General features: G+C 68.4%; 21 protein-coding genes. 3 read left to right on the top strand and 18 right to left on the bottom strand.

Annotation, left to right across the window (positions count from 1 at the left end; translation table 11 throughout):
- Positions 1-3: 3 nt before the first annotated feature.
- From ADK36_RS42230 to ADK36_RS42220, 3 genes are all read right to left on the bottom strand, one after another.
- Positions 4-636: a DUF402 domain-containing protein gene (locus ADK36_RS42230; RefSeq protein ID WP_048583536.1), complete on the bottom strand. Its 633-nt coding sequence runs from the start codon at positions 634-636 to the stop codon at positions 4-6.
- A 91-nt stretch (positions 637-727) separates the two neighbouring features.
- On the bottom strand, positions 728-1321 hold the full coding sequence (locus tag ADK36_RS42225; RefSeq protein WP_048583535.1) for a helix-turn-helix domain-containing protein: 594 nt from the start codon (positions 1319-1321) through the stop codon (positions 728-730).
- A 16-nt stretch (positions 1322-1337) separates the two neighbouring features.
- Positions 1338-2963, bottom strand: coding sequence for a B12-binding domain-containing radical SAM protein (locus ADK36_RS42220; protein WP_234330080.1), 1626 nt, complete (start codon positions 2961-2963; stop codon positions 1338-1340).
- A 680-nt stretch (positions 2964-3643) separates the two neighbouring features.
- Here ADK36_RS42220 and ADK36_RS42215 point away from each other — a divergent pair.
- On the top strand, positions 3644-3850 hold the full coding sequence (locus ADK36_RS42215) for a hypothetical protein (protein WP_053201402.1): 207 nt from the start codon (positions 3644-3646) through the stop codon (positions 3848-3850).
- A 66-nt stretch (positions 3851-3916) separates the two neighbouring features.
- On the opposite strand, the gene ADK36_RS42210 is transcribed toward ADK36_RS42215, so the two are convergent.
- From ADK36_RS42210 to ADK36_RS42170, 9 genes are all read right to left on the bottom strand, one after another.
- Complete coding sequence (locus ADK36_RS42210; protein ID WP_053201400.1) at positions 3917-4678, bottom strand: helix-turn-helix transcriptional regulator; 762 nt, start codon at positions 4676-4678, stop codon at positions 3917-3919.
- Between the two features lie 354 nt (positions 4679-5032).
- Positions 5033-5542, bottom strand: a complete 510-nt coding sequence (locus ADK36_RS42205; RefSeq protein ID WP_048583532.1) for a CYTH domain-containing protein — start codon at positions 5540-5542, stop codon at positions 5033-5035.
- Between the two features lie 43 nt (positions 5543-5585).
- Entirely contained in the window at positions 5586-6341 is a 756-nt protein-coding gene (locus tag ADK36_RS42200) for an ABC transporter permease (RefSeq protein ID WP_048583531.1), read from the bottom strand.
- Between the two features lie 2 nt (positions 6342-6343).
- On the bottom strand, positions 6344-7093 hold the full coding sequence (locus ADK36_RS42195) for an ABC transporter permease (protein WP_048583530.1): 750 nt from the start codon (positions 7091-7093) through the stop codon (positions 6344-6346).
- On the bottom strand, positions 7090-8034 hold the full coding sequence (locus ADK36_RS42190) for an ABC transporter ATP-binding protein (protein ID WP_053084705.1): 945 nt from the start codon (positions 8032-8034) through the stop codon (positions 7090-7092). The genes ADK36_RS42195 and ADK36_RS42190 overlap by 4 nt, the downstream gene beginning before the upstream one ends.
- 2 nt (positions 8035-8036) lie before the next feature.
- Positions 8037-9380, bottom strand: coding sequence for a metallopeptidase TldD-related protein (locus ADK36_RS42185; RefSeq protein ID WP_048583529.1), 1344 nt, complete (start codon positions 9378-9380; stop codon positions 8037-8039).
- Positions 9377-10729 carry a TldD/PmbA family protein gene (locus tag ADK36_RS42180; protein ID WP_159391258.1) on the bottom strand — a complete coding sequence of 451 codons (1353 nt, stop codon included), beginning with the start codon at positions 10727-10729 and terminating at the stop codon, positions 9377-9379. Before ADK36_RS42180 ends, ADK36_RS42185 begins: the two co-directional genes overlap by 4 nt.
- Positions 10730-10744: 15 nt before the next feature.
- On the bottom strand, positions 10745-11848 hold the full coding sequence (locus ADK36_RS42175; RefSeq protein WP_053201396.1) for a PqqD family protein: 1104 nt from the start codon (positions 11846-11848) through the stop codon (positions 10745-10747).
- Positions 11849-11925: 77 nt separating this feature from the next.
- Entirely contained in the window at positions 11926-12159 is a 234-nt protein-coding gene (locus ADK36_RS42170) for a hypothetical protein (protein ID WP_030049340.1), read from the bottom strand.
- 226 nt (positions 12160-12385) lie between these two features.
- Here ADK36_RS42170 and ADK36_RS42165 point away from each other — a divergent pair, with 226 nt between their 5' ends.
- Positions 12386-13426: an amidohydrolase family protein gene (locus ADK36_RS42165; protein ID WP_053201393.1), complete on the top strand. Its 1041-nt coding sequence runs from the start codon at positions 12386-12388 to the stop codon at positions 13424-13426.
- Positions 13427-13580: 154 nt separating this feature from the next.
- Positions 13581-14324 (top strand): class I SAM-dependent methyltransferase, encoded by a 744-nt coding sequence (locus ADK36_RS42160; protein ID WP_053201391.1) that lies wholly within the window; start codon positions 13581-13583, stop codon positions 14322-14324.
- 17 nt (positions 14325-14341) lie between these two features.
- Here the strand turns inward: ADK36_RS42160 and ADK36_RS42155 are convergent, their stop codons facing one another.
- From ADK36_RS42155 to typA, 6 genes are all read right to left on the bottom strand, one after another.
- Complete coding sequence (locus ADK36_RS42155) at positions 14342-15487, bottom strand: ABC transporter ATP-binding protein (protein ID WP_053201388.1); 1146 nt, start codon at positions 15485-15487, stop codon at positions 14342-14344.
- An 88-nt stretch (positions 15488-15575) separates the two neighbouring features.
- The gene (locus tag ADK36_RS42150; protein ID WP_048583524.1) at positions 15576-16637 is read right to left on the bottom strand and encodes an ABC transporter ATP-binding protein; all 1062 of its coding nucleotides are present in this window, start codon (positions 16635-16637) and stop codon (positions 15576-15578) included.
- 58 nt (positions 16638-16695) lie between these two features.
- On the bottom strand, positions 16696-17676 hold the full coding sequence (locus tag ADK36_RS42145; RefSeq protein WP_048583523.1) for an ABC transporter permease: 981 nt from the start codon (positions 17674-17676) through the stop codon (positions 16696-16698).
- A gap of 122 nt (positions 17677-17798) precedes the next feature.
- A complete protein-coding gene (locus ADK36_RS42140; RefSeq protein ID WP_048583522.1) occupies positions 17799-19607 on the bottom strand; it encodes an ABC transporter substrate-binding protein in 1809 nt (602 codons plus the stop codon).
- An 85-nt stretch (positions 19608-19692) separates the two neighbouring features.
- On the bottom strand, positions 19693-20727 hold the full coding sequence (locus ADK36_RS42135) for an ABC transporter permease (RefSeq protein ID WP_048583521.1): 1035 nt from the start codon (positions 20725-20727) through the stop codon (positions 19693-19695).
- 438 nt (positions 20728-21165) lie between these two features.
- The gene (gene typA / locus ADK36_RS42130) at positions 21166-23073 is read right to left on the bottom strand and encodes a translational GTPase TypA (protein WP_048583520.1); all 1908 of its coding nucleotides are present in this window, start codon (positions 23071-23073) and stop codon (positions 21166-21168) included.
- Positions 23074-23270 lie beyond the last annotated feature (197 nt).

Genomic DNA, 23270 nt, shown 5'->3' with positions numbered 1-23270 from the left:
CCCCTAGAACCCTTCCCTTTCGGAAGTCTGCAACGAAAGCGGGCCCCAGTCGCCCGGCGCCTCCCACAGCGACCAGCCGCTCTCCCACCACTGCGTGCCCTCGGCGACCGACCGTGCGACGCTCGCCGCCTCCGCACGTATCGCGGCCGCTTCCTCGGGGGTGAAATGCCCTCGCCGCACCCGCAGTTCGAACTTGTCGAGGTCCTTCCACCGGCACACGTTCGTCCCCGTCGGCACGATGAGGTCGATCTCGTGGTCCAGCGTGCTGAACCCGGTGGCGTTCCTGCGCAGGGGTGCCTCCAGGTTGACGTACCACTTCTCGAACGCGCCGGTCTCCGGGTCCTTCGACACCCACACGGAGTGCCCCCTGCCCGGTCGGTGCAGTTGGAGGACGCCGGCGCTCTGCCACCGGTCGCCGATCCGCTTCCAGGGGTGGGGCCCCCAGCTGAACGGGCCTTCACCGAACCGGAGTTGGGTGCCCCGCGACAGGTAGAGAGCCACCAGGCGGGGGCTGTCCACCACTACCCGCACCGGGTAGGAGATCCAGGTACGGCCGTCCAGCACGTCACGCCGTTCGACGATCGTGCCGGGGCCGAACCCCTGCGACCCGGTGCCCCCGGGACCTGCCCCGCTCATCACGCCGTTCCCATTCGTTCAGCAACAACTCGGCAGATCCGACAGCCGACCGGTGTTACGGGTGGGGGTGCCCCACCCGTAACGGCGGACGTCAGAAGTTCACGGCGATGAGCTTGGCGCTGCCCGTGCCCTTGGCCGCGGTGAAGGCGTGCGGCACGTGCTCCTCGACGAACAGGCTGGCCCCGGTCGGGAGCACCGCCTCCTGGGGGTTGTCGGCGTCGCCCCACTTCATGTGGATCTCGCCCTCCAGCACGAAGAGGAACTCGTTGCCGGCGTGGCCCGAGTTGAACTTCGCCTCGTCGGGGTTGTCCGTGAGCACGTCGACCACCAGGGGAACCAGCGAGGGCGCCCTCTTGGTGCGGACCAGGCAGTTGTAGACGTAGTAGTCGACGTTGTCGCGCACGCCCTTGAGGATCGGACGGTCCTCGGGGAGCTGGATGACGACCCCGTTGTTCAGGTCGCTCTCGGCCGGCGGCGTCAACGCTCCGATCGAGGTGCCGAGCACGTCCGCGATCTTGGCGAGCTGCGTCAGCGTGAGTTCTCCGCCGTCGCCGTTCTCCCAGGCGGCGACCGTGTCCGGGGTCTCGCCGAGAAGCTTGGCCAGGGCGGCGTGATCCATCTTGACCTGCTCGCGCCGCTCCTTGAGCCGCGCTCCGAAGCCACTCGCCGTCATGGTGTTGCTCACTTTTTCCTCCCTGAAGTCAGTACTGCTGTTCGTTCCACTGCTTCTGCGGCGTGTAGGCACGTTCCTTACGCGCGTTGAAGTCCCGGTTGAACTTCGCGGCGAGCTCGGCGATCTCCTCGCCGCCCCACAAACCGGGAACGTTGATGATTCCCTGCTTGTAGGTCATCCGGTACAGGGACTCCTGCTGGTCCACGAAGCCCTGTCGAATGCATTCACGGAGGAGTTCGGAACCGACGATCGGTGACGCCGCGAAGAAGGATGCGCTGTTGAAGCCCGCCTCCTCGGCATAGTCGTAGGAGGCCTGCATCTCCTCGATCGTCTCGCCCTCGTGTCCGAACATCGGCGGCATTCCGATGATGAAGAACCCGTGCACGTGCATTCCGAGGCCCCGGGCGTACTTGATGAGGTGTGAGGTGCGCTGGAGATTGAGTGGCTTCTTGATGAGCTCCTTGAGGACGCGCTGCACTCCGCTCTCGATGGCGAACGTCACCTGGTAGGCCCCGGACTCCGCCATGAGTTCGAGCAGTTCTTCGTCCATCCGCCACAGCGCCGTGCCCTGAGGTGTCGCCCAGGGCAGACCCACCTCACGGAACGCCCGGAAGAGTTCACGGGCGTGGTCCATGTCGTTCGTGATGTTGTCGTCCTGGATATGGAACTCGTCGATCCCGTACTCGTCGCGCAGCCGCACCACCTCGTTCACGACGTTGTCCACGCTCCGCCGCCGAAGCTTCTGGCCCCAGAAGTGAGTGGTCGTGCAGAAGGTGCAGTGCGCCGTGCAACCGCGACTGGTGTACAGCTGGCCCACCCGGGAGCCGACCGTGTACGGCGACTGGTAGGCCTTGATCTCGAAGTACTTCTCCATGTTGTAGTGGTGCCAGGCGGGGAACGGAATGTGGTCCAGTTCCCCGGCCATGCTCAGCATGGGAGACGACTTCCCGTGCTCGGGGCCCTCCGGGCGCATGGAGCTGATGAGCGGCAGTTCGGGCTTGATCCGGATGGCGCCGTCCCGGTCCCGCAGCGCGATGCCGTGGACCTCCTCCTCGCGCACGGTGCCGTTGAGGTACTCCATCCACAGCAGGAAGGTCATCTCGCCTTCGCCGAGGAACACGGCGTCGAGATTGGGGTCCTCCAGGCACGCCTTGGGGAAGTACCGGGCGTGGGCGCCTCCGATGGCCGTCACGGCCTCGGGTGCCACCAGGTCCGCCAGGCGCAGCAGGTTGTGCACGTTGTCGGCCTGGTTGCTGAAGATGCTGGAGACGCCGATGACGTCGGGGCCGAAATCGCGCATCACCTTGACGACGTCGTCGTCCGACAGCCCGTACCGCAGGAACTGTGAATCGCCCTCGACCGGCTGGGCGTTGTAGTAGCCCTCGGCGAACACATCGAGGACCTTGACCTCGTAGTCGTACTTCTCCAGGACCGCCGCGAGGTATCCGATACCGAGCGGATACGTGCAGCGTGGCAGGTCGTGCCGGTACAGGGTAGCCGCGGGATTGAGCAGCAGAACTTTCTGATAGCGTCGCGCGGACTTCTTGCCGACCCGTTGCGGCAGGTCGCCCCATCTAATGGACGGCTTTCCGTGCAGGGCGAATTCGGTAGAGCCCAGGGAGCCGATCGTCAGGAGATTCTGTGTGTTACTCAAAGCCGCCGCGTTTCTCTCGAATGGAACTCTTCCGGTGCGGAACCCGAGCCGGTCGTGAAGGATGACTCAGCATGCTCCCTTGACCTACATCATCGCGCCATTCCTAGGAGCCGAGAGGGAAGCCGCATCAACGTAAGCCCTGACTTTGAATCGCGTCAACATTAAATCTCGCGGGCCGACCGACTGCCCTGTTTGGGGCACTTTCCGTTTGGCGCATGCGTGCCATGGCCGGTGGCGGCCATGCCGACCGGGTTGATTTTCCGCCGCCACTGACCGCAGTGTGGTGTACGTGTGCTGCACTGCGCCAATTCCCATATGCAGCCCGTTGAATTAACGGAAGCGGCAAGCGCCCGGCACCGCCCTGAGGCGCGTCGGCACGGAGCCGGGGCGAGGCACCCGGCTGCCCCACCACGGGCGCTCATCGACACCGCCCTCGCCGCCCACCAGGTCCTCGGCCCTCGGCATCACCTTCGGCGCCGCCCACGAAACCGGAATGGCGCCCTTCCAGAAGTCCCCTGAAGAGGACGCACCCCGGCCTTTTCCTGCCATGGCCGATCTGCGCCACCTCGAAGGGTTGTTCTGATTCCGTCGCGCAAGAAGAATCGTGACTATCGAGTGATTCGCTCCCGGAGAAACGAGAGCCGCAGCTTCCCGGGCCTGAGGAATAGAAGAGAACTCACGTGGCAGACACTTCGCGCAACCGGAATCCGCAGATACCCGGCCTGAGCCCCGTCCAGCGTATCGCCGTGATCGCCGGCATCGCCCTTGCCGCGGCCAGCCCCTTCTTCGCGGCAGCGGAAATCTCCCCGGCCAAGGAAACGGACGTTCACGCCGGCAACAGCGCGTCGACCCTGGAAGCCACCACCAACGATCTCATCTGGGGCTAGGCGGGAAGCGGAGCGTTCATGGTCCGGCAGCGGACCTGGCCGTCGCCGGACGCTCCGGCCGCACGGTCAGTCGAGCCACCCCATGCTCATGGCCTTCGCTCCGGCCTGGAAGCGGGACTCGACGCCCATGAGTTCCATGAGGTTGGCGAGGAGACGCCGGTAGGTGCGGATGGACACGCCCAGTTCGCGGGCGACGGCCTCGTCCTTCATCCCGGACGCCATCGCCCTGAGCATGACCCGCTGTTGGGGGCTGAGCTCGCCGCCCCCGTTGTCCTCGGCCGCCAGCACCGGGGAGGCCATGAGCCAGCAGTGCTCGAACACCTTGGTCAGAAGCTTGACCATGCTTCCCCCGCGGAACAGCAGCAGGGCGACCTCGTCCTCGACGTCCGGGGCCGGGACCATCGCCCAGTGCCGGTCGACGACGATGAGGCGGAAGGGGAGCGCGTTGGCGAGGCGCACGGACATGCCGCTCTCGACCAGCGACCGGAGGTGCGCCGCGCCGTGGGGCACCCGGCTCATCGGGGTGAGGTGGATGGTGCGCATGGCGACGCCCTCGGGCAGGCTGCGATTGCGATGCCTGCCCTTGGCCAGCTCGTTCGGGGACAGGACGACACCCGGGTGCATCGAGATGATTTCCTCTTGGGCGAGCGAGGACATGCTGTTCAGCAGCGTCGCGATGCGCTCCTGCCCGACAACGAGTTCCGCGTTCACCGCGGTCTGGTGCGTATCCCGCATTCGTACGAGTCCGCTCGCGGCCGCCTCGATCCTGGCCGAGATCTCATCCGCTTCCCGTACCGCCTGATGCAGGCGCTCACGGGCATGCGTCACAGCCCGCAGAAGCTCGCCCTCAGGGAGAGGCGGCGAATCAGGCTCAAAGGAAAAACGGGATCGAACAATCGCTGACATGAACTCCCCCACCCCCAGTTCACGCCACCGGAAGCACCTTTCACACCACCCCATTTGGTGAAACAGAGAGCCCGATGGCAGCTTCCAAGCGTACCTCATCGAGCGACTGACTACCCGAGCCGCGCGGTTGCACAGATGCGCGGAGGTATTTGCATCTGTGCAACCGGCGAGGCGAATTCCCTTTGAGACCGATTGAGTCCGGGTTCGCTACGGCATCCACCTTGTGGTTGTTGGCTGGAAATGAGCGGCCGATATTCGTACTCCCGAAACCCGTTGTCAGGGGGCCGGGTCCGGGAGAACGGTCCCGCTCGGGGCGCGGGCCGCGGCCAGTTCACGGTTGCTCCAGGCCGGATCACCCGTGAGTTCCGCGCCGAACCACTCGGGAGGCTCGAAGGCGCCGGCCTCGTCGACACTGTCGAACTCGATCTCGGCGACCCGCAGTCCCGCCAACGGCCCCTCGTAGACGTCGACCGTCACCGTCCGGCCGTCGTACGGCACGTTCCAGCGCCGCTTGTCCAGGCATTCGCCGCGGGACAACTCCCAGAGCTGCTCGAAGACATCGGGTGCGATCTCGAACTCGACCTCCCGGCGCACCAGCGGGCCCGCGTCAGGGGCGGAGGACTTCACGGTCAGGACCCGCTTGGCGCCCTTGGCCCGCACCCGGATCTCCGGGTCGGCCCCCCGAGCGGTCAGATAGGCCTGTCTCACCTGCTCCGAGGTCGCGCCGGGCGGCACCTCCCAGCCGTCTTCGATCTTGAACTTGCGCTCGATTTCCAGGTTTGTCACGTGGCCTCACGGTTGGCTTGTACTCTCTGGCGGCCGGCCGAAGTCATGCCAGCTCCGTCCGGTGGGAGGCCCGCTTCACCGTCCAGAACAGGAAGCAGGAACTCACCACGAACCAGCCCGCTCCCACGGCGGCTTCGGTGAGCAACTGCCGTGTGTTCCAGCCCGATCCGGCCAGCCGGTCGGTCACCGCGGCCATGATGTGGGTGAGCGGAAGAACGTCGCTGACCGGCTGGAGGAAGCCGGGCAGCCGGTCGTAGGGGACGAGTGTCCCCGTGAGCATCATCAGGACCAGCTCGGCGGCGTTGGGCCCGATGAACAGGTCCTCGACCACGAGCGCCAGCGCGGACAGGGCGAGGCCGAACCCGGCGGTGGTCAGCACGGCGAGGGTCAGCAGTCCGGTGAACGGCAGTACTCCGAGGGGCATTTCCCCGTACAGCAGACCGCACGCGAGGTAGGTCCACAGACCGCCGAAGACGCCGTCCGCGATGTGCGGCAGCGCACGCTGACATGCCGCGGCGAGCTTGTTCTGCGGCGCCGCGAGCCAGGTCCCCAGGGTGCCGTAGGACCGTTCGTTGCCGACCGACAGGGCCATTCCGTAGATGACCGCCCCGGCACCCGCCAACAGGCTGGAGCCGATGAGCATCCTCCCGATCGCGGCGCCGTAGTAGGAGGAGAGGGAGATGAAGGCGATCGCCATGCCGACCGGCCGGACGATGCGTGAGCTCAGGTAGCCGAGCGGGTTGAGCCAGGTGAACAGCGCCTTGTAGGAGAGCAGAGCTCCTCTCAGCACGGTGGTCATGATCAGACCTCCAGGGGAACGGACTTCCGGCGGACTGCTGCCTCCAGCCGGTGGACCAGCAGCACGACCAGAACCGCGTAGCAGACGGTGAGCAGCACAGCGGCCGCGATGTCGCCGAGCGCGCCGTCGCGCACCCACGCCATGACGTGCGACTGGGGCAGCACGAAGGCGGCCGCCCGCACCGGTCCCGGCAGCGCGGACTGCGGGACGATCAGCGCGGAGAGGGCCATCAGCAGGCCGGTCAGTCCGTTGGTCATGCCGGCGGAGTAGGGGAAGCGGAGCACCGCCACGGCGAGCAGCCCCACCACGGAGGCGGTGGCCAGCGCGAGCAGCACCCCGCCGACCAGCCAGCGCCCCCAGGCGAAGCCGCTGTCGATGCCCCAGAACAGCGCCAGGACCACGAACGTGCCCGGAAGCGCGATCAGGGACTGGACCACGATGCCGCCCAGCCGCCCGAGCACGACGGGCACCAGGCCGCCGGGGCTGCCGAGAGCCGCGTAGAGCGTCTTCCACTGCTTCTCGCCGAGGAGGCTGAAGACCACCATGACGATGATCGCGTCCAACATGCCGATGCCCGCGGTGCCGACGGACAGGTCGGCGGTGAGTTCCGCCGACCGGTGTCCTTCCGCGGCGTTGCTCCGGATGACGAACGCGAAGGCACAGGGGAAGGCCACGGCCATGAAGGTGGACATGGGGCTCTTGGCGTGCATGCGGAGCTGATCGGCCGCGGACCGCAGGAAAGTGGCGTTCACGTGGCGCTCACCATCTCCAGGAAGACCTCTTCGAGGGTGGGCGGGGTGACCGACACGCTCACCGTCCGGCCGGGAAAGTTCGTCAGGACCCACTGCACCGTGCCCGCGCCGTCGATCGCCCGCAGGGTCACGCTCCCCCCGTCCCGCTGCTCGCTGAGCATCCCGGGGCAGGCGGCCATCTCGTCGGGCACCGTGCCGCCGGCGAAGACGACGTTCACCGTGTGGCCGTGCCGTTCGGCCGCCGCCAGGCGCAGCTCGGAAGCGGTGGACTCGGTCTGGATGCGGCCGTCCTTCATGAGCACGATGCGGTCGCTGAGTTCCTCGGCCTCACGCATGTCGTGGGTCGTCAGCAGAATGCTGCGCCCCTCACCGGACAGCCGGGCGACCAGTGCGCGCATGGCCGCGGCCGACTGCGGGTCGAGGCCCGCCGACGGTTCGTCGAGGATCAGGACGGCCGGGTCGTGCAGCAGCGAACGCGCCAGGTGCAGCCGCTGCTTCATCCCGCGGGAGAAGGAGCCCACCACGTCATCGGCCCGGTGCTGGAGGTCCACGGCCGCCAGGAGCTCCCCGGCCCTGTTCCTGAGGGCCTTGCCCCGCAGGCCGTACATCATGCCGAAGAACGTGAGGTTCTGCTGGGCCGTCAGCCGGGGATACAGGCCCGTGTCCCCGCCGAGGCTGAAGCCGCAGGCCAGGGCGGCCCGGCGGCGGTCCCGCACCACATCGTGCCCGTCGACCAGGACCGTGCCCGAGGTCGGCATGAGCAGACCGGTCAGCATGCGGACCGTGGTGGTCTTGCCCGCCCCGTTGGGCCCGAGCACGGACACCAGCTCCCCCGCGCCCACGGTGAGACTGACGTCGTCCACCGCCCGGCGCACTTTCCCGTCGCGCGCGGTGAACTCGCGGCACAGGTTGGTCACGTGGAGGCCACGCTGAGTCGACATGATCACGCCTCACTCTTCGAACGCAGTCGGGAAAGATCCATCACCAGGTCGGCGCCACCGACGGCGAAGGGCCCGGGGTAGTAGGAAACGGTCTCGCCCACGCCCGTGATCGCGGCCAGGAAGGCGGCGGCCTCCCCCTCCACCACCATCGGTGTGTACGCGTGCGCGGGTACGCCGTCGACGGCACGGACGGCGAGCAACCGGAAGGCCAGCTTCCCGCTCGACCGGTGCTCCTCCACACCGAGGCTGCGGACGTCGGCCACGACACAGCGCTCACCGGCCCAGGGGTCCGCCAGGCGGTCGGCGGGCTCCAGCCGTACGTTCGTCGCGGCCGGCAGCGGGAGGTTGCGGACCGGATCCCAGCGGGCGTGTCCCGTCAGCCGGTCCACCGGAGCGCCGTCCGTCCCCGCCACCGACGTGAGCCGGGTGGCGATGCCCCGCTGGGTGCCCCGGCGGGTCACGAGCTCCATGGCTCCGGTGGGCGTGCCCTCACAGTCGAATCCGTGGGCCGCCGGACCGTCCTCGGCCCGCCCGTCGTCCACCAGTGCCAGACCCAACGGGGGGCAGTCCACCATCGGGTTGAGCAGCAGACTGGCCACGACCGCGCGCAGCAGCTGCGCTGCCGCCGACGGGGTGAAGCACACCTCGGGCCCGTCGAAGTCGGCTGCGGGCGGGGCCAACGCCCGTACGGTGAGCGCGAGTTCACGCCCCAGCCCGACCGCGTCCACCCGATCCAGCGTGGCCGCGCAGCGGGACAGCGAGGCACCGACGGCGCCGTCGGTGTCGGCCGCTGTGGCATGCAGTTCCACCCCACGGCACCTGCTCACCGCGCGCGTTCCCTCCGAAGCCGCGCAGACGGACTCGCTCAGCACCTCGGTCACGTTCACCGCGCGCAGGGCGCATTCCGGTCCGGTGCCGTCCGTCAGGCGCTCCAGCAGCGGTCCGGGTTCGGCGGCGAGCTGCTCCAGCTCGTCCGACTCCCCGACGTTGTGCCAGCCGTCGCCCGTGACCGCGGCATCCGGGTGCAGCACCCCGGACGTCGCGGCCCTGCGCGGACCGCCCAGCGAGATCTGCGCCCGGCCGGCCTCCAGAACCCGGGACGCCTCGCCGACGGCCATGTCGGGCGTGTGCACATAGAGCTCGTGGCGGTCGCGCGACAGCAGCACATAGCCGCCGAGCTTGCCGTTCTGGACGGTCAGTCTGGCGGCACCGGAGGGGTCGATACCCAGGCCGCGCCGCCCGGTCCGGCTGATGTACGTGAAGGACCGCTCCACCGGCTTCAGGCCGCTTTCGACGGCGTCCGCGAACGCCAGCGCCTCGTCGGTCCGGCTGTGCAGGCGCCTCATCCCGCACTCCAATCAAGCGCCGCGTAGCGCATCGACGGGGAGTAGATCCCGATTCCAAGGGACTGACCCTGCTTGCCGCAGGTGACGTTGTCGCCGCCGAAGTCCGACCCGATGCCCTCCAGGCGGGCCAGCGTCGCGAGCGCGTCACCCACCAGGCTCACGTCGCGCACGGGGACCCGATCGCCGGCCGGTGTGACGTAGGAGCAGTTGAGAGCCGCGAAGGAGAACTCGCCCGTGCTCAGATTGATCATTCCGGCGCCGAGACAGCCGACCTGGAGCACTCCGTTTCGCGGGTCCTCGGACAGCCGGCCGGGGTCGTCCGGCCCGGGGAGGGCGACGGTGTTGGTGGCCCGGGGAATCGCGAGGAACCGGTAGTCCTGACGCCGGCCGTTGGCCGTGGGCCGGTGGCCGCCCCGCTGCGCGGCCCGCATGGCGGTCAGCGGTGCGCCGATCTCCCCGTTCTCCAGCAGCGTGGTGACGCCTGCCGCTCGCCCCTCGTCGTCGATCGCGTACGAGCCGTACCCGTGTGCCACCGTGGCGTCGTCCCGGAGGGTGAGTGCGGCGGGAACGTTTCCGGGCTCGCGCAGCCGCGTGATGTAGTCGCTGCCGAGCGAGAAGTTGTCGGCCTCCAGCGCGTGACCGACGAGTTCGTGCAGGAATCCGGCGGCTGCCGCGGGGCCGAAGACCACGGGAGTCCGGTGCCGGCCGGTCATGACCGCCGCGGCCGAGTTCCTCGCGTGTTCCAGGGCGACCCGGGAGATCTCGTGGGCGCCGGGGTGGGCCCGTTCCTCCGCACCGTTGCTGAGCCAGCGGTTCAGACCGCGGTAGCGGCGACCGTGCACCGTGACGGTCGCCTCCACGCGCTGGCGCAGCGTCCGCGTGGTGGTGCGGGAGCGGACTCCGTTCGTGTCAGCCACGGCGGTGTTGCGGCAGACGAAGTCCTCCACCGACCGGATGGTGTGCGCGGGGCCGGACCCCGGGTGGTCGGGAACGGACCAGGCGGGGGCGGCGAGCGGAGTGAACCCGTCGGCGGTGGCCGAGGGCTCCCAGGGCGGCGCGGCGGCGGAGCCCGCGGCGCCGCGCCAGCCCGCCAGGGCGGGCAGTTGTGAGGGAGCCACCGCCTTGAACCGCCACAGGCCGTCCTTCGTCACCAGACAGCAGAGCCCGTCACGGGGCTCCACGCAGACCGCCAGCACCTCGCCGTCGACGCACTCCACCTTCACATGGAGGGTCGACTCGGCGAAGACCTGTACGTAGTCCGCACCCGCTCCCAGCTCGCCGACGGCCCAGTCGGCGAGCTCCAGCAGGCGTCCGGTGTCCGGTGCGACCGGACGCAGGAGATTCGACACCGCCACCCGCCTCGGTCAGACCGTGCCGAGGGAGGAGAACGGCTCGGTGCCGACGAGCCCCCTCTTCTGGAGGGCGGCGAGGACGGCCTCGACACGCTCCCTCGTCACGCCCTCCAGGGCCGGCACGCTCTCGCCCAGGGAGCGCACGCCGGCCACGATCTCGTCCACCGAACGTCCGTCGCACAGCGCCCAGACGTAGGCCGGCTGCTCCTTCAGGACGAGCTGGCGGTTGAGTTCCCAGTGCAGGAGCACGCCCTCGGAGACCCGCAGCACGTTGAACGTGGTGTTGCGCCACAGGCGCGTTCCCTGGGTGCCGGGCTGCCAGGACGGCCAGGCGTCGAGCGGCACACCGGCCTCCGCGAGCAGCTGGCTGACGGCGACGCACGTCTGGGTGAACAGCACCAGCGACTCGGCGGCGGCGGTGCCCCGCTCGGTCCAGACGCCCCGCTGGTAGTGGCGGAACAGGTCCAGCGGAAATCCGTCGATCGGGGTGCGGGTGAGCTGCTTGTACACCCACTTGTTGCTGAAGTAGAGGTCGCCCGAGGCGGCCGCGAGGGCCTTTCCCGCATAGGCGACGAGGTCCTGACCGGCGAATGCGGCCGTGTCCAGGTCACCCTCCGACGCGGCCCCGAGGAAGTCCTCCAGATGGCCGTTGAGGGCGATGGCGGAGTAGTTGATCGCCGTGCGGCGAAGGGCCGCCGCGGAGTCGGCGATCCGCCGCCTCATCGACAGCAGGGCCTCCGACTCGACCACCGTCTCGGAGGAGTTCAGCCGGAGGACGAAGTCCAGTTTCTTCGGCAGCTTGTGCAGGTCGGTGAGGCTGTCCCGGCTCAACTCGAAGCCGACGACCTCCTCGACCGTGGCCTCGACCTCGTCCAGGGGGAATCGCTCGACGTCGACCCGGTGGCCGTCGACGGTGTACTGCCCCGCGTCGTCCGGGACCGGAACGCCGGGCCTGAGCAGTACGAACAGGTCCGCGTCACTCGTGGGGTTGCCGAGGCCGGCGGTCAGGCTCCCGGCAATGTAGACGGAGTCGATGGCTCCCCCGGCGTCGGCCGCCAGCGCGTGGCCCAGTTTTCGGGCCGCGTCCATCTTCTCCTGGATCGCGGAGTTCCCCATCCTCGGTGAGTCCTTTTCTTCCCGGAAGCGCGGATCTGACGTGGCGAGAGCCGGAACGGCTCTCGCCACTGCCTGCATCAGACGTTGGCGACGTTCGCCACGTTGGCAACGTTCGCAACGTTCGCAACGTTGGCGACATTGGCAACGTTGGCCACGTTCGCGACGTTGGCAACGTTCGCCACGTTCGCGACATTGGCGACGTTCGCCACGTTGGCAACGTTCGCGACGTTGGCAACGTTGGCGGCGTTCTCCTCGTTCGAGTCGAACTCGACGATGTCCTCGTCGACCTCGATCACGGCCAGGTTCTCCATGAGACACCTCCTCACAGGGGATCAACTGCCTGCTGGTATCAGCGGGCCGGCGAATGGATTGGAGCACGGCGCGTCGGGCCCTGCCCACGGATTCGCATCTCACCGAACACGGGGCCGCGGCGCGGGACTTGACGGCCCTCAGCGGGTGGCGCACCGCCGCCGCCCGGCATCGCCAGGTGCCGCGTGGCTTGCCGTTGACCGGCCCGGGCGGTGAGACTTCCTGGTCATGGCCCTTCACTTACGCGGCACCGTCCTCCCCCACGGCGCCACCCGCGACCTCTGGATCCTCGGCGACCGCATCACCTTCGACCGCCCGTCGATCGAGGCGGAGACGGTGGCCGACGGCGGCTACCTGCTCCCGGGACTGGTCGACGTGCACACCCACCCCGGGTCCCCGTCCGAGAGTGAACCCGTCTTCGACCCCGACGCGTTCGCCGAGCAGATCGCCGCGCACCGGGACGCCGGGACGACCGCCTTGCGGTTCCCGGGGCTGCTGGGCGAGATCCCGGACGGGATGCGCGAGGCGCCGGACGCGCCCCGCATGATCACGGCGGGGCGCTGGCTGGCGTGGGCGGGCCTGTCCCAGAGCGCCGACTTCCACGCCGTCACCGACGACCTCGTGACCGCGGCCGTCGCGGAGGCCAAGGCCCACGACGGCTGGTGCAAGCTCATGGGGGACTGGGACTTCGAGGCGGATCCGGTGCCGTACGACATCCTGCGCGCCGTCACCGACGCGGTGCACGCGGCCGGGGGGCGGGTCGCCGCGCACTGTCAGTCGGCGCAGGGAGTGCTCAACGCCGCGCGTGCCGGGATCGACTCGATCGAGCACGGGATGGGGATGCCGCAGGAGTGCGTGGAGCTGATGGCCGCACACTCCACCGCCTACGTCCCCACGCTGACCGCCTTCGCCCGCAGCGCACCCCGCATCAAGGACAACCCTCGCGGCCGCCTCTGGCACGAGGGCCACCGCATCATGATCCGCCGGGTCCGCGAGGCCCATGACGCCGGCGTCACGGTCCTAGCCGGCACCGACTCCACCCCGTTCGGCAACGTCGCCACCGAGGTGGAGCACCTCATCGCCGCCGGCCTGCCCACCGACGTCGCGGTGGGCGCGGCGAGCTGGGCGGCCCGGGACTTCCTGGGCCTACCGGGCCTGGTCGAGGGCGGCCTCGCCGACGTCACCGTGTACGACGTGGATCCGCGACGGGAGCCGGCGGTGCTCCGGCACCCACGACGCATTGTCCTGCGGGGCCGAGTCCTACGCTGAAGGCCCCCGACGCGAGCCCGGAGCACCGCGGCGTCCGCAGCGTCGTGGCGTCGACGGCGCGCATTGTCACGCGGCGCCGAGCCCCGCGCTGAAGGACCCCGAAGCCCGCCCGAAACCGGCGTAGGACAAGGGGAGTTGTGGCACACTGCCGCGAATGGTCGATCGTTCGTTCGCGGATCTGTCGCTCGCCGCGTTGTACGACGCCCTCAACCCGTGGGGGCCGGGTGACGACTTCTGTCTCGGGTACGTGATGTCCGCCAGGGCCGTGCTCGACGTCGGCTGCGGGACCGGGCGGCTGCTCGGGCGGGCGCGGGCCGCCGGGCAGCCGGGGCGGCTCGTGGGGCTTGATCCGGCCGCCGCGATGCTCGTGCAGGCACGGCGGCAGGAGCCCGGTGTCGAGTGGGTGCTCGGGGATCTGCTCGCGAGGGACTGGCGGCACGCCTTCGATCTGGTCGTGATGACCGGGCATGCCTTCCAGGTGCTTCTCCGGGACGAGGACATACGTCGCTGTCTGCGTGCCGTGCGCGCGGCGCTCGCCGAGGGCGGGCGGTTCGTGTTCGAGACGCGGAACCCGGCGGCGCGGGCCTGGGAGGCGTGGACGCCGGAGCGGGTACGGAAGGCCGACGACGGGGCCGGCCGGGTCGTACGGGTGTGGCACCAGGTCGAGGGGCCCGTCGTCGGGGATCGCGTGACCTTCACCGAGACGTTCGCCTGCGACGGCTGGCAGGCCCCCGTCGTCAGCCGCAGCACCCTCCGCTTCCTCGCCCCCGACGCCCTGGACGCCTTCCTCCACGAGGCCGGCCTCACCGTCGTCGAACGGTACGGCGACTGGGGCCGGGGGCCGCTCACTCCCACCAGCCCCGAGATCATCACCGTGGCCGCGGGGACGCCGGCCTGATCCGGGCGACGGGCTAGCTAGTCGTCCGCGTCCTCCTCCAGCGCCGCCAGCGCCGGATCCAGCACGATGTCCTCGTCCCGCGCCTCGATCGTCGGCTCCTCCGGGAAGTGGCAGGCCGTCAGGTGGCCCGCGTGGTTGCCGGAGAGCTGGATCAGGGGCGGTTCCTCGGCCGCGCACTTGTCCTCCGCCTTCCAGCAGCGGGTGCGGAAACGGCAGCCGGAGGGCGGGGAGATCGGGGACGGCACATCACCGGCGAGGCGGATCCGCTCCCGCTGGGGCACCTCCTCGTCGTCCTCGGCGCCCACGTTCACCTCGGGCACGGCGGACAGCAGGGCGTGGGTGTAGGGGTGCCGGGGGCGGGTGTAGATGGAGTCGCGGTCGCCGACCTCGATCACCTTGCCGAGATACATCACCGCCACGCGCTGCGAGAAGTGCCGTACGACGAAGTGCCGTACGACGGCCAGGTCGTGGGCGATGAACAGGAACGCGATGCCGAGTTCCTGCTGGACCTTCTGGAGCAGGTTCACCACCTGCGCCTGGATCGAGACATCCAGCGCCGAGACCGGTTCGTCCGCCACGATCAGCTTGGGGTCGAGCGACAACGCACGTGCCACGCCGATCCGTTGGCGCTGGCCGCCGGAGAACTCGTGCGGGAAGCGGTTGTAGTGCTCCGGGTTGAGACCGACGATCTCCAGCAGCTCACGGACCCGCTTCTCCCGTCCTCCCTCCGGCTCGATCCGGTTGATCTCCATCGGACCCGAGATGATCTTGCCGACCGTCTGGCGCGGGTTCAGCGAGGAGTACGGGTCCTGGAAGATCATCTGGATCTCGGAGCGGATCGGCGCCAGCTGGCGGCGCGTGGCGTGCGTGATGTCCTTGCCCCGGTACGCGATCCTGCCGCCCGTCGGCTCCAGCAGCTTGGTGATCAGGCGTCCGGTCGTCGACTTGCCGCAGCCCGACTCCCCCACCAGCCCGAAGCTCTCGCCGACATGGACCGTCAGGTCGATGCCGTCGACGGCCTGCACCTGGCCGACCGTGCGGCGGATCGGGAAGCCGCCCTTGACCGGGAAGTGCTTCACGAGCCCCGCCACCTCCAGCAGCGGTTCGCCGGGGGCGTCGGTGGCGGCCTCGCGGGGTGCGGGGAGGACGAGGTCCTCTGTCATAGCCGTAGTCCTCCTCAGACGGGGCTGATCGAAGAGCGGATCGGGGAGCGAATCGGTGGCGGAACGGAACGGGGAGCGAAACGGGGCGTCAGCGCAGGCGGGGCCTGATCTCCTCCTCGAAGATGGTCCGCTTCTGGTCCGCCGTCAGATGGCAGGCCGAGGAGCGGTCCGGGCCGAGCAGCGGGACCTCCGTGACACAGCGGGTGCCGCCGACCCGGTCCTGGAAGGTGCAGCGGGGGTGGAAGCGGCAGCCGGAGGGCGGGTGGAGCAGGGACGGCGGGGTGCCAGGGATGGGCGCCAGCGGGGCATGCGGGTCCGAGTCCAGGCGCGGCATCGAATTCAACAGACCCCAGGTGTAAGGGTGTTGGGGCGCGCGCAGCACCTCGTGCACCGTGCCGCGCTCCACCGCCCCGCCCGCGTACATCACCATGATGTCGTCGGCCATGTCGGCGATGACCCCGAGGTCGTGGGTGATGAAGATGATCGCCGAGCCGAACTCCTGTTGCAGGTCCTTCAGCAGGTCCAGGATCTGCGCCTGGACCGTGACGTCCAGGGCGGTGGTCGGCTCGTCGGCGATCAGCAGGTCGGGGTCGCAGACCAGCGCCATGGCGATCATCGCGCGCTGGCGCATACCGCCGGAGAACTGGTGCGGATAGTCCTTCGCCCGCTGGCCCGGGTTGGGGATGCCGACCTTGTCCAGCATCTCCACCGCCCGCTCCCAGGCCGCCTTCTTCGAGGCGCGCATGTGCTTCATGTACGGCTCGGCGATCTGCCGGCCCACCGTGTAGTACGGCGACAACGCGGTGAGCGGGTCCTGGAAGATCATGGCGACCTTGTTGCCGCGCAGCTTCTCCAGTTCGGACTCCCGGGCGGTGGTCAGCTCCTGTCCCTCCAGGAGGATCTCGCCCTCGACGGTGGTGAACATCGGGTTGTGCAGCCCGAGGATCGTCAGGTTCGTCACCGACTTCCCCGAGCCGGACTCCCCCACGATGCCCAGCGTCCTGCCGCGCTCCAGGTCGAAGGAGAGCCCGTCCACGGCCCGTACGACGCCGTCCTCGGTCCTGAAGCTGACATGCAGGTCCCGCACCGAGAGGAACGCGTCCGCGCCGGCCGGGACGGGGGCGCCGGCTTCCTTGGTCAGAGTGGTCACGTCAGTGCTCCTCAACAGGTCCTCAACAGGTCCTCTGGAAAGGGTTCCCCGGTGCGGCCTAGGCCAGCCGCACCCGCGGGTCGATGAAGGCGTACGCGGCGTCGACGACGATGTTGCAGAGCAGGATCATGGTGGCGGAGAACAGCATCACGCCCAGCAGCAGCGGCAGGTCGCTGAAGAACACCGACTCCACCGCCAGCCGGCCGAGCCCCGGAAGTCCGAAGGTGTACTCCGTGATGATGGCACCGCCGAGCAGCGAGCCGAGGTCGATGCCGAAGATGGTGACGATGGGGATCAGCGAACCGCGCCAGGCGTAGCGGAAGAAGACGTACCGTCTGGACATGCCCTTGGCGCGGGCGGTGCGGACGTGTTCCTCCTGGAGCTGCTCGATCATCGACGAGCGGGACATACGGGTGTACTGCGAGGCGAAGATCGTCGACAGCACCACCCACGGGATGATCAGCCCCCCGAACCAGGCGGCCGGGTTCGCGGTGAAGTCGTGGTAGGCGGGCTTGTCGAAGATCTGCGTCTGGTAGACGAGGATCGCCAGGGCCAGCGGGCCGAGGAAGTAGATCTGCATCGAGCTGATCACCATGGCGCCGCCCGTGAAGGTCTTGTCGATCAGCGTGCCACGCTTCCACGCGGCGATCAGGCCGGTGCCCAGGCCGATGACCAGGAAGAAGACCGCTCCGCCGAGGGTGAGCGAGACGGTGGTGGGCAGGCGGTCCATCAGGGTGCCCCAGACCTGCTCGTTGGAGTGGTACGAGTAGCCGAAGCAGGGGGCCGGGCAAGGCCCCTGGGCGAAGCCGTCGCTGCCCGAGACGAGGTTGGTGAGGAAGATCCAGTACTGCTCGGGGATCGGCTTGTCGAGCCCGAGCACCCGGTGCAGGTTCTCCAGGTTGGCCGGGGTGCACGTCTTGCCGCACATCAGGAGCGCCGGGTCACGCGGCATCCCGAAGAACAGCAGGAACGTGACGATGCTCAGCAGAAAGAGAATGACGACGGCGCCGAGGGACCGGCGGACCAGAAAGCGCAGCATGGCAGGCAGCTCCCAGACGTCGGCTGGCCCAGGGCCGCTCCGGCGGATCCTGCCGGAGCGGCCCTGGCGGCATCCGGTGCCCCTCGCACGGGCGGTGGCCACCGGATGCCGGGCGGGCGGGGTTACTTGACGTACAGTCGGCGCGGGTCGACGCCGCCGACGACATCGTCGTAGACGAGACCGCCGATCTTGGATCCGGCGATCTGGACCTGCTTGTAGTAGGCGGTCGGGACGATGTTGACGACGTCCTTCACGATGTACTCGCCGAGCTTCTCCCACTCGGCCGCGGCCTTGGCCGGATCGCTGATCAGGCTGATGCGGTCGATCTCGCTGTTGATCTTCGGGTCGTTGATCTGCGAGTAGTTCTGCGCACCTTCCGCGATCGCCCGGCCGTCGTACAGCGGCGGGATCACGGTCGAGGCGGAGGGCCAGTCGGCACCCCACGAGGTGTGGAAGATGTCGTAGTTGTTGTCGAGCTTGCTGACCTGGTCGAAGTACGTCTCGGCCGGGATCTCCTGACGCTGGACGTCGAAGCCGGCCTTCTCCAGACCCGCCGCCATGGCGGTGGAGTACGCCTGGCCCTCCTGGGAGTTCATGTAGCCGAAGGTCAGCTTCGTGCCGACCTTTCCGGCCTCCTGGAGGATCTTCTTGGCCTTGGCGGGGTCACCCGCGGGGTTCTTCTTCTTGCCCCACGGGTCGAAGGAGGGGTCGTAGCCGCTGACGGTCGGGCTGATGATGCCGCCCGCGACCTCCATCGCGGCGCTGCCGCCGTAGGCCCGCACGAACGGTGAGACCGGCAGCGCGTAGGCGATGGCCTCGCGGACCTTCTTGTCCTGCATCGCCTTGTGGCTGGTGTTGATGTTGATCTGGCCGACGTACGGCTGGTAGCCGATGACCGTGCGGGACTTCATCTTCGGGTCGTTCAGGACCTTCGACAGGTTGCCCGCGTCGACCGAGTTCTGCCAGCTGACAGATGTCCGGTCCACGCCGCTGTCGGCGACCAGCGCCTTGGTGGAGTCCTCGTACTGCTGGTTGAAGGTGATGTCGAACCTGTCGACGTACTGGTGGCGGATCGGGTCGGTGGCCGGGTCCCAGTTCGTGTTCCGCACCAGCACCATCGACTTGCCGGACTTGAACGACTGGATCTTGTAAGGCCCGGACGCCACCGGCGCCTTGTCGTACTTCTCCTTGGTGTCGCCCTTCTGGGAGACGGCCGCGTACCCCGTCATGGCCAGCGCGTACGGCAGGTCGGGGCGGGGCTTCTTGAACTTGAAGACGACCGTCTTCGCGTCCGGTGTCTCCAGGATGCTGTCCGGGAGGTGCTTGCCCTTGAACGGGCCGTCGGGCAGCAGCTTGCGGTAGTCGGCACCCGGGGTGTCGGCCAGCCACTGCTGGACGTACGGCGGACCCTGGTTGATGAAGGGCGCGAACTGCCGCTCGAAGGTGTGCCGGATGTCGGCGGAGGTGATCGCGGAGCCGTCCTCGAACTTGATGCCGTCCTTGAGGGTGTACTTCCAGGTCCTGCCGCCGTCCGTGGTGGTGCCGGAGTCGGTGGCGAGGTCGCCGACGACCTCGTGCTTGCTGCCGTCGTTGCTGGTCGCCTTGTAGCCGGTGAGCCCTCTGTGCAGCAGCAGGCCGACCTGCATCTCGTTGAAGACGTAGATCTGGGCCGGGTCGAGGTGGGCGTAACTGTCGCGGGCGGGCACCGAGATGGTGCCGCCGGACTTGGCGCCCGGAACCTCGGCGGCGGGGCCCTTGGAGGCCGCGGCGTCACCGAACTCGATCAACGCCTTCTGCCGTTCGGCGTTCTCCTGCTGCTCCTTGTCGTTGCCACCGCCCTTGCTGCCGCCCGAGCTGCACCCGGTCAGCACGAGTGCAGTGGCCGCGAGCACTGCGATCGCGGCGTGTACATGGCGTTCGCTCCTGCTCATCACTCAGTTTCCACCCATCTGTGTGTCACCAGTGCCAAGGAACTGCCAAGCGTTGAGTGCCAAGTGCCAAGTGCCGACCAGTGCGTCAGCGCGCCGTCTTGGGGTCGAAGGCGTCTCTGACGGAGTCCCCGAGCAGGTTGAACGCGACGACGAAGATGATCATCGAGACGCCCGGGAAGAACATGTAGGTGATGTCGTTCTGCATCACGAGCTCGGTGGACGCCTTGGAGAACATCTGCCCCCAGTCCGGCGTCGGTTCGACGATGCCCACGCCCAGAAAGCTCAGACCGGCCTCCGCGGTCACGAAGTTGGGGAGCATGTACGTGCTCTGCACCAGGATCGGCGTGACCACGTTCGGCAGGATCTCCTTGCGGATGATCCGCCCCGGAGGGGCCCCGCTGACCTTGGCGGCCTCGATGAACTCCCGTTCCCGCAGGGCGAGTGTGGTGCCTCTGAGGATCCGCCCGAGGCTCATCCAGCCCAGGAACCACATCACCAGGATGAGGGCGACGACCCGGACGTAGACGGGTGTCTCGTCGCGCGGGCTGACGAACAGGGAGACCACGACGGGCATGCTGGCGATGAAGAACAGCTGGGCCGGGAAGGCGAGCAGGAAGTCGATGACCCGGCTGATCCAGTAGTCCGTCCTGCCGCCGAGATAGCCGGCTGTGACGCCGAGGACGATGCCGGTGAGCACGGTCGCGAGGGTGACCGCGACCGCGATCCCCAGCGAGGTCCGGATGCCGTAGAGCAGCTTGGTGAAGACGTCGTAGCCGTTCCCCGGTTCGAGGCCGAACCAGAACTCGCCGCTGATCCCGCCGTTGGGCTGCACCGGCACACCGGCGCTGTCGAACAGCTCGGGGCGTTCGTCGGCGTACACCGTGTACGGGTTCTTGCCGTACAGCCAGGAGATGACCGGTGCGAGCAGGCCGATCAGGAAGAAGAAGATGACGACGTACGCCGAGATCACACCGGTGCGGTCGCGTTTGAAGCGGATCCACATCAGCCGGCCGGGCGACCGCCCGATGAGCTGCTCGTCCTCGCCCTTCGCGTTCGGCGGAGGTTCGCCGTCCGCGATGACCGAGGTGCCACCACCCTCAATACCGATAGGACTTGTCACGTTTCGCCCGTTTCGCTCGTATGGGTAAGCCAAAGCGAGGCGTACGGAACTCCGCAGCCGGACGCGCGTAGGAGGTGTGCGCCCTCCCCCTCCGACACCCCTGACGGAGGATCAGGCAACCGCCTGTTGCTCGTGAATCGGGCACTGTCCCCACAGTGCGAGACCCATTGACCCGAGCGCTGCCGATAACTATCTGCCATGAGCCAGTTACCGACCACCGTCGGTAAATCTCAATTCAGTCACAGCTGGCGCATAGATCTTCCAAAATCCGGACAAAGTGTTAACCGGAGAACGTGGCGAAACGGACGTGTTACATGGCTATCGGGCGAGGTTCTCCGTATTTCGGACACAACACGGGTTCTCGGCCACAGGAAAACGGCTTGCAAAAAAGCCCGGGCTCCCCCGTGACGGGGGAGCCCGGGCTCAAGTGTCCGATACTCAGCCGTGCTTGGCGCGGCTCGCGGCGCGGGCGCGCTCGCGGGCGTCCAGGTTCACCTTGCGGATGCGCACGGCCTCCGGGGTGACCTCCACGCACTCGTCGTCGCGGCAGAACTCCAGGGACTGCTCCAGCGACAGCTTGCGCGGCGGGACGATCGACTCGGCCACATCGGCCGTGGACGACCGCATGTTGGTGAGCTTCTTCTCCTTGGTGATGTTCACGTCCATGTCGTCGGAGCGCGAGTTCTCGCCGACGATCATGCCCTCGTACACCTCGGTGCCGGGCTCGGTGAAGAGCACACCGCGCTCCTGGAGGTTCGTCATCGCGAACGCGGTGACGGCACCGGCGCGGTCGGCGACCAGCGAGCCGTTGTTGCGGGTCTGCAGCGTGCCGAACCAGGGCTCGTGGCCCTCGTGGATGGAGTGGCCGATGCCGGTGCCGCGGGTCTGGGTCAGGAACTCGGTCCGGAACCCGATGAGACCGCGCGAGGGCACGACGAACTCCATACGCACCCAGCCGGACCCGTGGTTGGACATGTTGTCCATACGGCCCTTGCGGACGCCCATGAGCTGGGTGACGGCGCCCATGTGCTCCTCGGGCACGTCGATGGTCATGCGCTCGACGGGCTCGTAGACCTTGCCGTCGACGTCCTTGGTGACGACCTGCGGCTTGCCGATGGTCAGCTCGAAGCCCTCGCGGCGCATCTGCTCCACCAGGATGGCCAGCGCCAGCTCACCGCGGCCCTGCACCTCCCAGGCGTCGGGGCGCTCGGTGTCCAGGACCCGGAGGCTGACGTTACCGATCAGCTCCCGGTCGAGCCGGTCCTTCACCTGGCGGGCGGTGACCTTGCGGTCCTTCACCGCCGACTTGGCGTCGGCGCCCTTACCGGTGCCGCCGCGGCCGACCAGCGGGGAGGTGTTGGTGCCGATGGTCATGGAGATCGCGGGCTCGTCGACCGTGATCAGCGGCAGCGGAACGGGGTTCTCGGGGTCGGCGAGCGTTTCACCGATCATGATGTCCGGGATACCGGCGACGGCACAGATGTCACCGGGGCCGGCCTTCTCGGCCGGCTTGCGCGTGAGCGCCTCGGTCATCATCAGCTCGGAGATCCGCACGTTGCTGACGGACCCGTCGCGCTTCATCCACGCGACCGTCTGGCCCTTCTTCAGCTCGCCCTGGTGGACGCGGAGCAGGGCGATACGGCCGAGGAAGTTGTCGGCGTCGAGGTTCGTCACGTGCGCCTGGAGCGGGGCGGCCTCTTCGTAGGTCGGGGCCGGGATGTGCTCGAGGATCGTCGAGAAGAACGGCTCCAGGCTGGTGGAGTCGGAGGGCACGGTCCCGTCGTCGGGCTTGGTGAGGGAGGCGATGCCGTCCCGCCCACACGCGTAGACGATCGGGAACTCGATCTGCTCCTCGTCGGCGTCGAGGTCCAGGAAGAGGTCGTAGGTCTCGTTGACGACCTCGTCGATGCGCGCGTCGGGCCGGTCCGTCTTGTTGATGCACAGGATGATCGGCAGGCGCGCCTGGAGGGCCTTGCGCAGCACGAAGCGGGTCTGCGGGAGGGGCCCCTCGGAGGCGTCGACGAGAAGAACGACGCCGTCGACCATGGACAGCCCGCGCTCCACCTCACCGCCGAAGTCGGCGTGGCCGGGGGTGTCGATGATGTTGATGGTGATGACGTCCCCCCCGTCCTTGGGGTGGTACTTCACCGCCGTGTTCTTGGCCAGGATCGTGATGCCCTTCTCACGCTCCAGGTCGTTCGAGTCCATCATGCGGTCGTCGACGGAGTCGAGCTGGTGGGCGGCGAAGGCACCGGCCTGCTTCAGCATGCCGTCGACGATGGTGGTCTTGCCGTGGTCGACGTGGGCGACGATGGCGACGTTGCGGATGTCGTGGCGCGTGGCCATATTGCGGCGTACTCCCGGAGTGGTGAGGACGGCTCTCGCGTACGTCTGTGTTACGCGGGCCCTGCCGGGCTTGACACGCCACGGCCTTACCCCATGGTACGTGGCCGTTGCCACTGGGGCTCGCCGGGATACGTCGGCGCAGGTGAACCCCTGTTTTACGCCCCCGCCGCCCCTACCCGCCCCATCCTCCTGGGGCT

This window comes from Streptomyces viridochromogenes (genome assembly GCF_001270495.1).
GTDB lineage: Bacteria > Actinomycetota > Actinomycetes > Streptomycetales > Streptomycetaceae > Streptomyces > Streptomyces viridochromogenes_A.
Note: the sequence above shows the minus strand (reverse complement) of the source record. Positions and strands in the feature narration are given on the sequence as shown.

What these genes read in the sequence shown, in the direction of transcription:
- ADK36_RS42230 (WP_048583536.1), bottom strand. Translation starts at nt 636, where the DNA reads ATGAGCGGGGCAGGTCCCGGGGGCACCGGGTCGCAGGGGTTCGGCCCC.
- ADK36_RS42200 (WP_048583531.1), bottom strand. Translation starts at nt 6,341, where the DNA reads ATGACCACCGTGCTGAGAGGAGCTCTGCTCTCCTACAAGGCGCTGTTC.
- ADK36_RS42190 (WP_053084705.1), bottom strand. Translation starts at nt 8,034, where the DNA reads ATGTCGACTCAGCGTGGCCTCCACGTGACCAACCTGTGCCGCGAGTTC.
- ADK36_RS42185 (WP_048583529.1), bottom strand. Translation starts at nt 9,380, where the DNA reads ATGAGGCGCCTGCACAGCCGGACCGACGAGGCGCTGGCGTTCGCGGAC.
- ADK36_RS42175 (WP_053201396.1), bottom strand. Translation starts at nt 11,848, where the DNA reads ATGGGGAACTCCGCGATCCAGGAGAAGATGGACGCGGCCCGAAAACTG.
- ADK36_RS42170 (WP_030049340.1), bottom strand. Translation starts at nt 12,159, where the DNA reads ATGGAGAACCTGGCCGTGATCGAGGTCGACGAGGACATCGTCGAGTTC.
- ADK36_RS42165 (WP_053201393.1), top strand. Translation starts at nt 12,386, where the DNA reads ATGGCCCTTCACTTACGCGGCACCGTCCTCCCCCACGGCGCCACCCGC.
- ADK36_RS42160 (WP_053201391.1), top strand. Translation starts at nt 13,581, where the DNA reads ATGGTCGATCGTTCGTTCGCGGATCTGTCGCTCGCCGCGTTGTACGAC.
- ADK36_RS42155 (WP_053201388.1), bottom strand. Translation starts at nt 15,487, where the DNA reads ATGACAGAGGACCTCGTCCTCCCCGCACCCCGCGAGGCCGCCACCGAC.
- ADK36_RS42145 (WP_048583523.1), bottom strand. Translation starts at nt 17,676, where the DNA reads ATGCTGCGCTTTCTGGTCCGCCGGTCCCTCGGCGCCGTCGTCATTCTC.
- ADK36_RS42140 (WP_048583522.1), bottom strand. Translation starts at nt 19,607, where the DNA reads ATGAGCAGGAGCGAACGCCATGTACACGCCGCGATCGCAGTGCTCGCG.
- typA (WP_048583520.1), bottom strand. Translation starts at nt 23,073, where the DNA reads ATGGCCACGCGCCACGACATCCGCAACGTCGCCATCGTCGCCCACGTC.